The following is a 13902-nucleotide window of genomic DNA, read 5'->3' as shown; positions in this document are numbered from 1 at the left end:
GCCCCGATGTTACCTTTCTTACCCATCCCGACGTGAAACTGGCTGGTTTTGCCGGGTTTTTCGATCTGGCACGGGCCTTGCTCTCAATAGGACAGCCGCCAAGCACTGGCGGTCTATTGGGAGGAGATACCTATGTTGAAAACCATCGCAGCAGCGATGCTGATGTCGGCTGCCTTTACCGTGACGGCCCACGCCCAGGACGGTGGCAAGGTGACGATCGTCACTTCGTTCTCCAAGGACGTGACCGATCCGTTCAAGGCGGGCTTCGAGGCCGCCAATCCCGGCTTTACCCTTGACGTCCAGAACAAGAGCACCAGCTCGGGCGTGAAATACATCGACGAGACCAAGGTCAACAACCAGGTCGACCTGTTCTGGGCGTCGGCGCCTGACGCCTTCGACAGCCTGAAGAGCAAGGAACTCCTGGCCAAGTTCACCCCGTCGGTGACGGGCCTGCCCGAAAAAGTCGGCTCCTATCCGGTCAACGATCCGGACGGCTTCTATTTCGGCTTTGCCGCGTCGGGCTACGGCATCATGTCGAACGACCGCTACCTGGAAGCCAACAACCTGCCGAAGCCCGCCGAATGGGGCGACCTCGCCAAGCCGGAATACTTTGACCACGTCGCCATCGCCGCCCCGTCGCGCTCCGGCACCACCCACCTGACGATCGAGACGATCCTGCAGGGCGAAGGCTGGGACAAGGGCTGGGGCACGCTCAAGGGCATCGGCGGCAACCTGCAGCAGGTAACCGAGCGCTCCTTCGGCGTTCCCGACGCCGTCAACTCAGGCCAGACCGGCATCGGCATCGTCATCGACTTCTTCGCCTTCTCGGCCCAGGCGAGCGGCTTCCCGGTGAGCTTCGCCTATCCGTCGGTCACGACGGTCGTGCCGGCCAATATCGGCATCGTCGCCAATGCGCCGAACCAAGCGGGCGCTGAAGCCTTCGTCAACTACATCCTGTCGGAGAAGGGCCAGGAAGTTCTGCTCGAGCCGGCGATCCGTCGCCTGCCGATCAACCCGGCGCTCTACGCCAAGGCGCCCGAAGGCTTCCCGAACCCCTTCAAGGATCCGCGCTTCCAGTCGATGATCACCTTTGACAGCGACGTCTCGAAGAAGCGCACGGATGTCGTCGACACGCTGTTCGACCAGCTCATCTCCTTCCAGCTCGAAAACCTGAAGGGCGCCACCCAGGCGATCCATGCGGCCGAAAAGGCGCTCGCTGCCAACGAACAGCCGGCGGCCCGCGCGCTTCTTGACGAAGCCAAGGCCCTGGCTGCCGCCATGCCGATCACGGCGGAGGAGGCAGCCAGCAAAGAAACGCGCGACGCCTTTACCGGCGGCGAAGAGAAGACCGCACGCCAGGCGGAACTGGAGCAGAAGTGGGCCGCGTTCGCGACGGAGAAATATGCCGCCGCCAAGGCCAAGGCTGAAGAAGCCCTGAACCTCGTCGACTAAGCGAGGACAGCGACCGCCTGCCCAACTGGCGGGCGGTCATGCTCCCAAAACATCATAGCTTCGCCGACCCTGGCGCGCCTTGCGCGCGCCCGGTTGGCCGAACTCATTCCGGAGTCTGCCCCATGGCGCTCGTCGCTTCCGTTCCCATCAGGCCCGCCGTGGCCAAACCAGGCCAGATCCTGGCGGTCTCGGTGATCGCCCTATTCCTGGCGATCTTCCTGGTCATCCCCGCCGGCACGGTCATCTACACCGCCTTCACCGAGAAGGGCACCGGTGCGCTGACCATCGTCAACTTCATCGACTTCTTCAACACCGACCTCTTCCGCCGGTCCTTCTTCAATTCGGTCTATGTGTCCGGCATGTCGGTCGTCTGGGCGAGTGCCATTGCGCTGCCGCTCGCGGTGCTCACGACCCGCTTCGATTTCCGCGGCTCGCTCATCATCCAGACGCTCGGCTTCGTGCCCCTGATCATGCCGCCCTTCGTCGGCGCGGTGGCGATGCAGCTTCTCTTCGGCCGCAACGGCACGGTGAACCTGCTCTTGAACGACTGGTTCGGCATCCGCATCCCCTTCATGGAGGGGCTGAACGGCGTCATTTTCGTGCAGTCGCTGCACTATTTCCCCTTCATCCTGATCAACCTGTCGACCAGCCTGCGCAATATCGACCGGTCGATGGAGGAAGCTGCCCAGAACCTCGGCTCCTCCGGCTTTCGCCTCTTCCGCCGCATCGTCTTTCCGCTTGCCATGCCCGGCTATCTCGCCGGCGCGTCGCTCGTCTTCGTCAAGGTCTTCGACGATCTGGCGACACCGCTGCTCCTCAACGTCAAGGACATGCTGGCGCCGCAGGCCTATCTCCGCGTCACCTCCGTCGGCCTCACCGACCCGATGGGCTACGTCATCTCGGTCATCCTCATCGCGGTCTCGATCTTCGCCATGTGGCTTTCGGCGGTCGCCATGCGCGGCAAGGACTATTCGACCGTGCAGCGAGGCGGCGGCGGCCTTTCCAGGCGCAAGCTCAGCCGCGGCGAAAGCGTCATCGCCTATGGCGTCGTCGCTCTGATCCTTCTCCTGGTGCTCTCGCCACACATCGGCCTGCTGCTGCTGTCCTTCGCAACCGTCTGGTCGTTCAGCCCGCTGCCGGACGCCTATACCGTTGCGCATTACGGCCGCGTCTTCGGCGAAAGCTCGCTCTACATCAAGAACACGCTGATCTACGCCAGCCTTGCCGGCCTGATCGACGTCGTCATCGGCGGCGCCATCGCCTATCTGGTGCTGCGCACCAAGGTCGTCGGCCGTCGCTGGCTCGACTGGGCGGCCACTGCAGCGCTCGCGATCCCCGGCGTCGTGCTCGGCATCGGCTATCTCCGGACCTTCTACGGCATCACGCTGCCCGACGGTACACCGCTTGCAACGCTCTGGGTCATGGTGGTTTTGGCGCTTGCCATCCGCCGCCTGCCCTATGCGCTGCGCGCCTGCTACGCCGCCCTGCAACAGGTGTCGGAATCGCTTGAAGAAGCCGCTGAAAACCTCGGCGCCACCAAGCAGCGGACCATCCGCCGCATCGTCTTGCCGCTGATGACCGCCGGCCTGCTTGCCGGCTTCGTCACCAGCTTCTCGACGGCCGCCGTCGAGCTCTCGGCAACGCTGATGCTGATCCAGAGCAACTCGGACGCGCCGATCGCCTACGGGCTCTACGTCTTCATGCAATCGCCGGCCGGTCGCGGTCCGGGTGCGGCCCTCGGCGTCATCGCCGTGATCATGGTCGCGCTCTGCACGCTCCTGTCCCACTACGTCATCGAGCGCCGCCAGAAGGCGCTCGGGACGGCAAAATAATTCGGGAGGAAACAATGACAGTGAACAACAACAGCGCCGCACTCGCCGCCGGCCCCGCCAAGGCGATCAGCATCAGTGACGTCAATCTCTACTACGGCGCGCTGCACGTCCTGAAGAACATCAATCTCGAAATACAGCCGGGGGAATTCTTCGCCTTTCTCGGCCCGTCCGGCTGCGGCAAGACCACGCTTTTGCGGCTGATCGCCGGCTTCAACAACGCCCGTCAGGGCAAGGTCGTGATCGGCGGACAGGACGTGCTCGACATGCCCGCATGGAAGCGCGACATCGGCATGGTGTTCCAGTCCTACGCGCTCTGGCCGCACATGACCGTCGCCGCCAATGTCGCCTTCGGCCTTGAAGAACGGCGCCTGCCACGCGCCGAGGTCGACCGTCGGGTCAAGGCGGCGCTGGACCTCGTCGGCCTCAAGCACCTCGCTGATCGCCGCCCGTCGCAGCTTTCCGGCGGCCAGCAGCAGCGCGTGGCGCTCGCCCGCACCATCGCCATCGAGCCGAAGGTGCTGTTGCTCGACGAGCCCCTGTCCAACCTCGACGCCAAGATGCGCGTCGAAGTCCGGCGCGAACTGCGCGAGCTGCAGCAGCGGCTGCAGCTGACAACCATCTTCGTCACCCACGACCAGGAAGAGGCCAACACGGTCTGCGACCGGATCGCCGTCTTCAACGAGGGCAGCATCCAGCAGGTGGGAACGCCGATGGGGCTCTATGAGAAGCCAGCCAATCTGTTCGTCGCCAACTTCCTTGGCACCGCCAATATCCTCGACGGCAAGGTGGCAGGCAGCGGTGCCAGCAGGAACTTCGAGGTGGTTGGCGGCGGCTCCATCCCGATCCCGGCGGGCACCGATGTGCCAGCAGGCGCCAAACTCGTCTTCCGGCCGCAATATGCGACGATCGGCAGCCTCGAGCCGGGCGCCGTCGCGCTCGAAGGCATCATTGCGCATCGCGAATTCCTCGGCGCGACCGTGCGCTACGGTGTCAGGATTGGGGCGGCGACGGTGCTGATCGACGCGCCGTTCCATTCCGGCGACGCGCTTCTCGAACCCGGCGCGACGACGACGCTCGGCCTCAAGCCGTCGTCGGCGCAATGGCTCGCCCACTAGAGCATACGACGCGCGTCCGCCGGTCTCGCCGGCGGGCGCGAGCTTCCCCATTTCAAGCAGCGCCAGATCGCTGACACCCGAGTTCCGCATGAAAAGAGATCTTCCAAGCCTCATCCTTATCCGCCACGGCGAAACCCAATGGAACGTCGCCGGCCGCCTGCAGGGCCGCAAGGACACGCCGCTGACCGCCAATGGCGTGCGCCAGGCACTCGCCGTCGGCCTGCGCCTTGCCGAACGGATCGCCGACGAGGAAAAGAACCTGACCTTCTGGGTGAGCCCGCTCGGCCGCGCCCGCCAGACCGCATCGATCCTCGCCGACACCTGGTCGATCCCCTTCGATCGTTTTGCCGAGGCGGCTGCCCTTGCCGAACGCTCCTATGGCGCCTGGGAGGGGCTGGCCCATGACGAGATCGAGCGCGATCTTGCCGATCAGTACGATGCGCACAGCGCCGACCCGTTCGACTATTCGATGCCGGGCGGCGAAAGCCGGACTGCGCTTTCAGCGCGCCTTCAGGCCTGGCTCGACACGCTCGACCGCGGCCGCCGCCATGTCGTCGTCACCCATAGCGGTTGCCTCAGGGCCCTGCGCGGCATCTACACCGCCGCCTCGCGCGACGAGATTCTTGCCTATCGCGAGCCGCAGACCGCCTCGTTCCTTCTGACCGCAGGTCGCGAGACCATGCTCGACGTGCCCCTCAACATCCTGCGCGCCCTTGGCTGCGATGGCGCAGGAAGGACCGTCTGGATCTGATCGACAAGGCCGCCGCAACCAACCCGAAGAAACGCCGCGCATGAAAACCATGCGCGGCGTTCGATGTTCAGAGCGATGTGTTGCCGCCTCAGAAACTCACCTTCAGCTTGGCGTTGACGCCGTGGTCGGAAACGCCTGAGGCGATCTGGCCGGTGTAGTTGACGCCGAAGGTCGCGGCCGGAGCGATCTTGAAGTCGATGCCCGCTTCGACGAGTGCCGCATCCCGGGCAATCGGCGCACCGCCGACGGTAAAGCCCTGGCCGCCGGCAAAGGCAAGCGTGGAGGTCGGCACGGCATCGCCGAAGGCATGGCGCCAGCCGACGGTGCCGCTCAGAACCGCCGCCGTTTCGCCGAAAGAAACGTCGGTCGAGGTGCGCACGCCAATCGTCGTGAAGGTCGTGTCGTTGTTGTTCGAGCGGCCGGAGAGCGCCGCTGCCCCGCCCTTTTCACGGAAACCGTCCGTGTCGAGGTTGAGATAGGCGAGATTGGCGAAGCCTTCGAAATCGAAGCGACCGGCACTCGCGGCATAGCTCGCCTCGCCGAAGATCTGGGCGGTGCGGGCGTCATAGGTCGCCGACAGGCTGTCGTCGAAACCGCCGAAGGACACGCTGCGCGTCGTTTCGATGCGATGCCAGCTATAGGTCGCACCCGCCGTCAGCGACAGCGCGCCAAGCCCGGTCCCGGCATAGGCACCGATGTGGTAGTTGTCGCTGTCCCCGGAGGAATGACGGTCGACCACATCGAAGGACGAGCGGCTGTAGCCGCCGAAGAGACCGGCGCGCCAGTTGTCGCCGACGAGGCCATCGGCGCCCATGAGAAAGCCGCCGACGTTACGCTGGAAGCCCGCCGCATTGCCGTTGCCATCCGTATCGCCCCAGATGCCGAAGGCCTGGCTCCAGAAGGCGAAGCGGTCCGTATCGGCCGCAACGCTTTCAATGCCGCCTTCGCCATAGGCGAGCACTGGCGTCGCCTTGGTGCTGTCATCGCCGAAAGCCGCGCGGATGCGGTTGGTGGCTGCAGCGTTCAGGAGCAGGCCGTCCTGCAGCAGCATACCCTTGGTCGAGGCATGGATTTCACCCGAGAGCTGGTCGAAGGCAAAACGCGCCTGCGCGCGGTCGTGGTTGGTGAGCGCCGAATAGGCTGCATTGGAGAAGCCGAGGCTTTCAGCGGCGATCGCCGTTGCCCGCTGGTTGGCGGTTTCCGCGACATCCGCGAAGCGGATGTCGTTGCGGCTGAGTGTCAGCGTCACGTTGTTGGCGTCGTAGCCGAGCGTCGGATCGAGGAAGACGAGGCTCGATGCGACGTCGGCAAAGGTACCGGTCACGCCGCCGGCCGCCGTCAGGATCGTGTAGTTGGTCTGCGGCGCATAGCTGCCATTGGCTGCGAGCGCCAGGACAGAGCCGCCGTTGAGCGTCGCCTTGCCTGACGCGACGATCTTGTCGCTCTCGCCCTTGTCGTTGGCCTCGACCTCATAGGTCGAGCCCGCTGCAAAATTGATATCTCCGGCAACGTTGAGCGTGCCGATCGAATTGCCGGGGGCAATCACGCCGCCGTCGGCAATCGTGATGCTGCCGAACGTCCCGATGCCGCCGATGGCGCCGTCCTTTTCGATGGTCAGGCCCGATGACGAGGCGATCGACCCTTGCACCGAAAGCAGGCCGGACTTGACCACGGTCGCGCCGGTATAGGTGTTCTGGCCGTTAAGCACGAGTGCGCCGGCGCCGAGCTTGGTGAGACCGCCGCTGCCGCTGATCGCCTTGTTGATGGCAACCACGTTGGCGGCGTCCGCCACGTCGAGCGCGCCACCGGCACCTTCGAGAACGATATCGCGGTTGATCTGATGCATGTCGCGACCGGCGATCCTGAGGGCCCCGCCATCGAGCCTCAGCTTCGCTGCTGCGCTGCCAAGCGCAGCGTCCTCTTCGACCACAACGGTACCTCCGTCGGTCACCAGCGTTTCGCCGATGAACGAATGATCGTCGATGCAATAGTCGCGGATCGCCTGCTGGAAGCGCGGATCGCTGCTCTTGCAATCAAGCAGCGTCTTCTTCTCCTGGTCGGTCAGACCGGCCAGAATTGGCAGGCCGTTCTCGTCGGCGATCTGGCCGAGATAGACGTCGTTGCGCATGTTGTTGCGGCTAAGGTTGAAGACCTTGCCCTTCTCGGCGAAGGTCGATGCCTCATCGCCCCAGACGATCCGGGTCCTGGCCGTCGCTGTCGCCGGATCCGTGTAGTTCTGCAGCACCGGACCGACCCAGCGCACCGTGTGGGCGACCGGCTCGTGGTCCGAAAGCGGCGTCTTCGATCCATCCGGATTGGTCACGTAGCTGACGTCGGTGATGACGCCCGAATAGGGATCCTTCGGATCGTCGGCCAGCGTCCACCACTTGCCGAAGGGACGCGACGCCAAGAAGTGATCGATCTTGACCCGGTGCCAGCTTGCCCAGGTGTTGGTGGCGTCTTCGCCGTGCGACGGCCAGGTGACACTGCCGTCGTTCAAGCCATGCGGCGAGAACTGCTCGCGCTCGTTTGGAAGCTGCAAGATCTGGAACTGCTTCTTCAGGATGTTCATCGTCTGCGGCAGGTTGCCGGCAACCGGATACATCTCGTCGGCAAAGAGGCCAGAGGGAACCGTCGAGGCGTTGATCGCCGAAGCACCCTTGCCCTTCCAATCGGCGATATAGGCGTCCAGCTTCTGCTGGTCTTTTGCATAGTCGCGCAGCAGGCTCATGTAGAAGCTGTTGGTCGGGTTCTTGACGTAGGTTTTCAGCAGCAATTCCTGCTGGCTGACAGAATGCAGGCCGCGCTCCGAGACGTCGCCGGCGTTGAAGTCGCCGGTGAGGATGATGGGCCGCGTCTCGGACTTGGCCCATTGATTGATGCCCTTGGCTTCGTTGATGCGGGTCGTCGGCGGGTCGTAATAGTTGAGGTGCGTGGTGCCGACGACCACCTGCGGCTTGCTGACGGTAGGGTCGACCACCGTGTAGGTCACGATGTCGCCGAGCGTGCTGGCGCCGAAGGTGCCGGGGAGACGCGAGAACACGCCGGTATCGCTGTCCTGGCGCGTCGCGTAGGTGCCAAGGCCCGCATTCTTCAGGATGCCGGGAATGTCGCGTGCGTAGGTGCTGTTGGCGCGGAACTCCTGGAAGGTCAGGATGTCGTAGTTCCCCTTGATGAAGAAGTCCGACATCACGCTCGGGTTGGCCTTGAAGCGGTCCAGCCAGGTGTTGAGCGTCAGGATCTTCATGCTGTCGTCGGCGGCGCGCGCCTCGGCCGCCGAGAGCGTCAGGCTCGTTCCGCACAGAAGGATCGCCGTCGCCAGGCGCAACGGTTGCGTGAGGCGCGCAAAAGCCCGCACCCCGCGGAGGTGATGTCCACGTTGTCTCATATCTTGCTCCAATGTCGCGATGCGAACACGCTCCGTCACAAGACCTTCATGGCGATGGTATTGATGTGCGGAAGAGTTCACTGAAATGTACGATTACGGACATTAAGCGAGTCAAATGTCAGTTTTACAACATTTCATGGGGCGCCATAAAATTTCGCGCGGCCCATAGGTGCTGCGCTGATTTCCTTGGAGATCGGCGTCGGCCCTATGGTAGCAAAGCGTGCTGAGGGGCAATCAGGATGAGGGTGATGGACGATCGGGATATTTCGGATGGGGACAAGAAGACGCGCCGGCAGGCGCAGCTTCTCAGCCACCTCGAGAAGAACCACTATATCTCGATCGAGGAGATCACCGGCCTGTTCGGCGTCACCACCCAGACGGCACGGCGCGATATCATGGCGCTCGAACAGGAGGGCAAGGTGCGGCGCCTGCACGGCGGCGCGACCATTGCGACTCCGGTTGATCCCAACATCTACCGCCAGCGGCGCATCGACAACGCGGAGGTGAAGGAACGCATCGGGCAACTGACCGCCGAGCTTGTTGCCGACGGCGCTGCCGTCTTCCTCGACACCGGCACGACCTGCGAAGCGGTGGCGCGCGGACTGCTCAAGCGCCGCGATCTTCGTGTCGTCACCTACAGTCTGCGCGTCGCAACCACGCTCAGCGAAAGCAGCAGCTTTGCCGTCGCGGTGCCTGGCGGCTTCGTGCGGCAAGTGGATGCCGGCGTGTTTCGCGAGGAGACCGCCGACTATATCCGCAAGTTCAAATTCGACGTCGCCATCATCTCGGTCAGCGGCATCGATCAGGACGGCGATATCGGCGACGACGACCATGCCGAAGTCGCCGCCGTCTCGGCCGCGATGCGCCAGGCCGAGCGGGTGATCCTCGCCGTTGACAGCAGCAAGTTTGGCCGGCGTGCGCTGGTGCGCCTGGCTTCGCTTGCCGATATCGATGCGCTGGTAACCAATGAATTGCCGGAGGAGCGTCTCGTCTCCCTACTGCGCCAACACGGCGTCAGCATTCATTGCTAGTGCAAGGGCCGAAGCGATGGAAGCCCGCGGCGATCTCTTGCCAGGGGCTTGAAACCTTTGGTGCGGCACCACACATAGGCATCAAGAAATTGCCCGTGGAGCCTGACGGACATGATCAACCGAAGGCTCCGGGCGTAGTTCGCGCGCAAACGCTGACCACGGATGTACTGGCAGTGTGACGCAGCGAGCGGGAAAAGGTCGGCATTGCCGGCCTTTTTTGTTTTGAACGCCGGCAAAGGCTCATATGGCCGGCCCTACCAGCGAACCGCCCAGCGGCCGCCCAACGCCCCAAGCACCGTCAGCATGAGGACCGCGATCGTGTACCAGGTCGCGACGAAAAGCGGTGAATCGTCCGGGCAGTGGGCCGCGTAGAAGGTCGCGGCGATGCCGCCGGCCGCGAGCCCTGCCAGGGCGCCGGCAAAGCCGGGGCGCGCCGGCGCACCATGGCGCAGTGCGAGAAGGAACAGCGCCAAGGGCGCAAGGCCGATCAGTGGAATGAAGGTCATGCAGACGAGATAGTTGGTTCCGACGAGTTTCGTCGTCCAGGTATCGGATGGCACCGCAAGAAGCTCGAGCAACACCCCGCCGGCAACGAGCGCCGGCGCGACGGCAAGGTAGGGCACGAGCTTGCGCGGATCCGCATCGGGCCATGCGGCAACGCGCATGGCCGCAAAAGCGGCCGCGGCGAGCGCTATCGTGACCACGAATTTGAACAGGAACCGCACCGTCTCGGCGGCAGCGGCGATATCCGGCCGCGGCCCGAGCAGGATCGAGAACACGACACCGGCAAGGACGAGTGCGCCGATGGCGACGCCGGACCATACGGTGTTCATCGGCAGGCCGGGTCGCCGATTGTCGGCTGCGAGAGCCTTGATGAGGTCGTTCGTGTCCATGGTCAGTTTCGTCCAAATCGGCGGGCGATTGCAGCAAGGCCTCGGTGAAGCGCCACCCGAACCGCCGTTTCATTCATGTCCAGTTTCTGCGCCGTCTCAGCCACCGTGAAACCCTCGATCGAAATCGCGTTGACCACTGAGCGCTGCCCAGGTGCCAGCCCTTCCAGCGCCCGGCCGATTTCCCAATCCCTGGCCTTCTCCGTCTCCACGCTTGCCAGCGTGTCTTCAAGCCCCTCGATGCCGACCGTCGGGCGGCGAGCCTGACGACGCACGGCATCGACGTATTTGTGCCTGGCAATGGCATGCAGCCACGGTATGACCGGCGCATCCTCCCGCCAGGTGTGGCGCTTGACGTGCGCTGCCAGCAGCGCCTCCTGCACGACGTCCTCGGCATCGACGCCTCCGCCGATGGTCCAACGTCGGGCCCAGCCACGGATCGCCTGCGCTGCGTCCCGCAGGAAGTCGGCATAGGCTTTTTCGTCGCCGGCCACGGCCGCGCGGAGAAGTCTTGCGAGATGTTCGTCGTCCGCGCCGCTCACCCGCGCCTTTCCTCCCCATTCGCCGATTCCCGGCGTTTGTTACACGGCTATCTCAAATTCGCGGCCGCTGTCTGCTCAGACCGACCTCGCGAGCCCATCACGAAAGCGTGTTGCCAACGTTATGTAACGCCCGGTGTCGCCGCGGCGAAAGACCCGATGTGCGCCTCAGACAGGACGCACGGGAACAGTTCAACACGGAGATAATATGATGTCCATGAAGTCCACGATCAGCAGCGCAATGCTGGCAAGCGCGGTCGCCGCCGCCCTGTCGTCGCTCGCGGTTGCGAGCCCGCTGACTGAAGCGCAGGTCAAGTCCGCCATGGATGCCGGCAAGGAGAAATGCTTCGGCGTTGCGCTCAAGGGCCAGAACGATTGCGCCGCCGGCCCGGGCACGACGTGCCAGGCAACATCCACCGTCGACTATCAGGGCAATGCCTGGAAATTCGTCGACGGCGGCACCTGCACGACGATGAAGCTGCCCGACGGCCGCATGGGTTCGCCCGAGGCGCTTTCCCGCGACATGCCGTCCTGATTGATCGCAATTCAGGAACGGGACGCGGGGCAATCGCGTCCCGTTCCGCCTCGGTTTTCAAGGGGTAGCGGTCCAGGGACGTTCCCACCCGCCATCCAGGGTCTCAGGATTATGACGGGATTGGCAATGCGCACATCAACGGACGACGGCAGCAGACTTGCCCCGGTAGGTCCTCACCTGCCGAAACACGAAATCGCCGGGCTCGCCGGAACGAGCTTCAAGCATCAGCACCTCCAGGCGATCCTTGCCGATGATGCCTGCGGCGGCTTCTTCGAAATTCATGCGGAGAACTACATGGGTGCCGGCGGACCGCCGCATGCGGCGCTCGCCCGCATTCGCCAGGATTTTCCGGTGTCTCTGCATGGTGTCTGCATGTCGATCGGCGGCCCACAGCCGCTCGACAAGGCGCACCTGGGGCGGTTCAAGGCACTGGTCGACCGCTATGAACCGGCCCTCGTCTCCGAGCATCTCGCCTGGTCGACCCACGAGACCACCTTCTACAACGATCTCTTGCCGCTGCCCTACACCGAGGCCACCGTTGCCCGCGTATCCGATCATATCGACGAGGTCCAGGACGCGATCGGCCGCCGGCTGCTGCTCGAAAACCCGTCGACCTACGTCACCTTCCAGGATTCGACGATGAGCGAAACGGTATTCATCCGAGAACTGGTGAAGCGCACCGGCTGCGGGTTGCTGCTCGACATCAACAATGTCTTCGTTTCCGCCACCAACCAGAACTATTCGGCGCTCGCCTATCTCAGCGACTTTCCGCTGGAACATGTCGGAGAAATCCACCTTGCCGGGCATGCGGAGCAGCAAGACGACGAGGGCGACCTGCTCCTGATAGACAGCCATGACGGGCCGGTTGCCGACGCCGTCTGGAAACTCTACGACATCGTCATCGCCCGCGTCGGCGCCATCCCGACGCTGATCGAGTGGGACAGCGCCATTCCGGATTGGCCGGTCTTGAAACGCGAGGCCACGGCGGCGCAGACGATCCTCGATGCCTACGGGCAGCGGATATCGCGGGAGAAGATCCGTGTCCGCGCCTGACGGGTTGCTCCCCATGCCTCTTAACCGCATCGGCAATTATGCCGCCGGTTTCGTGCCGCCGCTGCTCGCACCTGACCGGCCGACGCCGGCTCTGGTCGCCGGCTCGAACGGCAAGGCGGCGGTGAAGCGCTTCAATGTCTACCGCAACAACGTCACCGTCAGCCTGATCGAAGCGCTGGCGGCGACCTTCCCGGCGACCGAGCGCATTACCGGTGAGGCCTTCTTTCGCGCCATGGCCCGCTTTCACGTGCGCGAAACACCGCCAGTCTCGCCGCTGCTCTTCGAATATGGCCGCGACTTTCCGGGTTTCATTGCCTGCTACGAGTATGCCCAATCCATGCCATGGCTTGCCGATGTAGCAAGGATCGAACGGGCCTGGCTCGACGCCTATCACGCCGCCGACGCCCCGGCGCTTCCGCCTTCTGCACTTTCCCTGATTGCGCCCGAGCAGCTCGGCGGCCTCGTCTTCGATCCGCATCCGGCGACCAGGCTTGTCCGTTCCGATTATCCGGCCGTCACGATCTTTGCCGTCAACCGCGAGAGCGGGCCGGTCGGACGAATCGAAACGGCTGATGCGGAGAGCGCGCTGATCACCCGCCCTGACCTGGAGGTCATCGTTCGCCGCCTCGCGCCCGGCGCCGATCTTCTGCTTTCGCGGCTGCTGGCAGGCATCCCCCTCGCCGCGGCTGCTGCGGATGCTGCCACGCAATGCCCCACGCTTGATCTCGCAGCCGCAATCGCCACCGCGCTCGAAGCGGGGGCCTTTACGGCAACTCATCACGGAGGATGAAACCATGATGTCCGCATCCAGATTTTCGCAAAACGGCCACACAGCCGATCTGTCGCAATGGACCCGTCGGGCGAACCGAGCCGTCGGCGCGCTCGCGCCGCTCTGGCTCTCCCAGCTTGTCCTGCGCTTCGGCCTTGCCGTTCCCTTCTTTCGGTCAGGCATGAGCAAGTGGGACGGGTTCCTGCAATTGAACGACGTGGCGGTCCTGCTGTTCAGCTCGGAATTCCGGCTGCATCTACCCGGCGGCCCCTATCCCTATCCGGCTCCCGCCGTGACGGCCTTTGCCGCCGGTTCGGCGGAAATCACTCTTCCCATCTTGCTTGTCTTTGGCCTGGGAACGCGTTTTGCCGCCCTCGGGCTGCTGGTCATGACAATTGTCGTGCAGCTGACCGTACCGGACGGCTGGCCCATCCACATTACCTGGGCTGCCATGGCGCTCGCGCTGATGGCCTCCGGTCCCGGGAGGCTGTCGCTCGACCACGCATTGTGCGCCTGGCGCAAGGGCGAGCGATAGGCCGCGCGCGAT

Annotated in this window: 12 protein-coding genes; 9 read left to right on the top strand and 3 right to left on the bottom strand. The window is 64.1% G+C overall.

The window, feature by feature from the left end; all coding sequences use genetic code 11:
* The first annotated feature begins 132 nt into the window (after nt 1–132).
* The 4 genes from IB263_RS30285 to IB263_RS30270 all read left to right on the top strand — a co-directional run bounded on the left by IB263_RS30285 (nt 133) and on the right by IB263_RS30270 (nt 5150).
* Entirely contained in the window at nt 133–1452 is a 1320-nt protein-coding gene (locus tag IB263_RS30285) for an ABC transporter substrate-binding protein (protein ID WP_034790202.1), read from the top strand.
* A 122-nt stretch (nt 1453–1574) separates the two neighbouring features.
* Nucleotides 1575–3284 (top strand): iron ABC transporter permease, encoded by a 1710-nt coding sequence (locus IB263_RS30280; protein ID WP_113553547.1) that lies wholly within the window; start codon nt 1575–1577, stop codon nt 3282–3284.
* Between the two features lie 14 nt (nt 3285–3298).
* Entirely contained in the window at nt 3299–4399 is a 1101-nt protein-coding gene (locus tag IB263_RS30275; RefSeq protein ID WP_113504339.1) for an ABC transporter ATP-binding protein, read from the top strand.
* 88 nt (nt 4400–4487) lie between these two features.
* Nucleotides 4488–5150 (top strand): histidine phosphatase family protein, encoded by a 663-nt coding sequence (locus IB263_RS30270; protein ID WP_060529145.1) that lies wholly within the window; start codon nt 4488–4490, stop codon nt 5148–5150.
* 88 nt (nt 5151–5238) lie between these two features.
* Here IB263_RS30270 and IB263_RS30265 read toward each other — a convergent pair whose 3' ends face one another.
* Nucleotides 5239–8538, bottom strand: coding sequence for an autotransporter domain-containing protein (locus IB263_RS30265; RefSeq protein WP_113504340.1), 3300 nt, complete (start codon nt 8536–8538; stop codon nt 5239–5241).
* 248 nt (nt 8539–8786) lie between these two features.
* On the opposite strand from IB263_RS30265, the gene IB263_RS30260 reads away from it, so the two are divergent.
* Nucleotides 8787–9569, top strand: coding sequence for a DeoR/GlpR family DNA-binding transcription regulator (locus tag IB263_RS30260; protein ID WP_371814280.1), 783 nt, complete (start codon nt 8787–8789; stop codon nt 9567–9569).
* Between the two features lie 254 nt (nt 9570–9823).
* On the opposite strand, the gene IB263_RS30255 is transcribed toward IB263_RS30260, so the two are convergent.
* Together IB263_RS30255 and IB263_RS30250 are read right to left on the bottom strand one after the other, a co-directional pair.
* A complete protein-coding gene (locus tag IB263_RS30255; protein WP_113504342.1) occupies nt 9824–10462 on the bottom strand; it encodes an NrsF family protein in 639 nt (212 codons plus the stop codon).
* A 2-nt stretch (nt 10463–10464) separates the two neighbouring features.
* Nucleotides 10465–11001 carry a sigma-70 family RNA polymerase sigma factor gene (locus tag IB263_RS30250; protein ID WP_060519968.1) on the bottom strand — a complete coding sequence of 179 codons (537 nt, stop codon included), beginning with the start codon at nt 10999–11001 and terminating at the stop codon, nt 10465–10467.
* 208 nt (nt 11002–11209) lie between these two features.
* Between IB263_RS30250 and IB263_RS30245 the strand changes: the two genes are divergently transcribed.
* The 4 genes from IB263_RS30245 to IB263_RS30230 all read left to right on the top strand — a co-directional run bounded on the left by IB263_RS30245 (nt 11210) and on the right by IB263_RS30230 (nt 13890).
* Nucleotides 11210–11533, top strand: coding sequence for a DUF2282 domain-containing protein (locus IB263_RS30245; RefSeq protein WP_034790329.1), 324 nt, complete (start codon nt 11210–11212; stop codon nt 11531–11533).
* A 126-nt stretch (nt 11534–11659) separates the two neighbouring features.
* Complete coding sequence (locus IB263_RS30240) at nt 11660–12586, top strand: DUF692 domain-containing protein (RefSeq protein ID WP_113504343.1); 927 nt, start codon at nt 11660–11662, stop codon at nt 12584–12586.
* Nucleotides 12587–12599: 13 nt separating this feature from the next.
* On the top strand, nt 12600–13376 hold the full coding sequence (locus IB263_RS30235) for a DNA-binding domain-containing protein (protein ID WP_192439421.1): 777 nt from the start codon (nt 12600–12602) through the stop codon (nt 13374–13376).
* A 4-nt stretch (nt 13377–13380) separates the two neighbouring features.
* The gene (locus IB263_RS30230; protein ID WP_371814279.1) at nt 13381–13890 is read left to right on the top strand and encodes a DoxX family protein; all 510 of its coding nucleotides are present in this window, start codon (nt 13381–13383) and stop codon (nt 13888–13890) included.
* The last annotated feature ends 12 nt before the right edge of the window (nt 13891–13902 follow it).

The sequence above is a fragment of the Ensifer sp. ENS03 genome, assembly GCF_014852035.1.
In the GTDB taxonomy this organism is placed as follows: Bacteria; Pseudomonadota; Alphaproteobacteria; order Rhizobiales; family Rhizobiaceae; genus Ensifer; species Ensifer adhaerens.
Note: the sequence above shows the minus strand (reverse complement) of the source record. Positions and strands in the feature narration are given on the sequence as shown.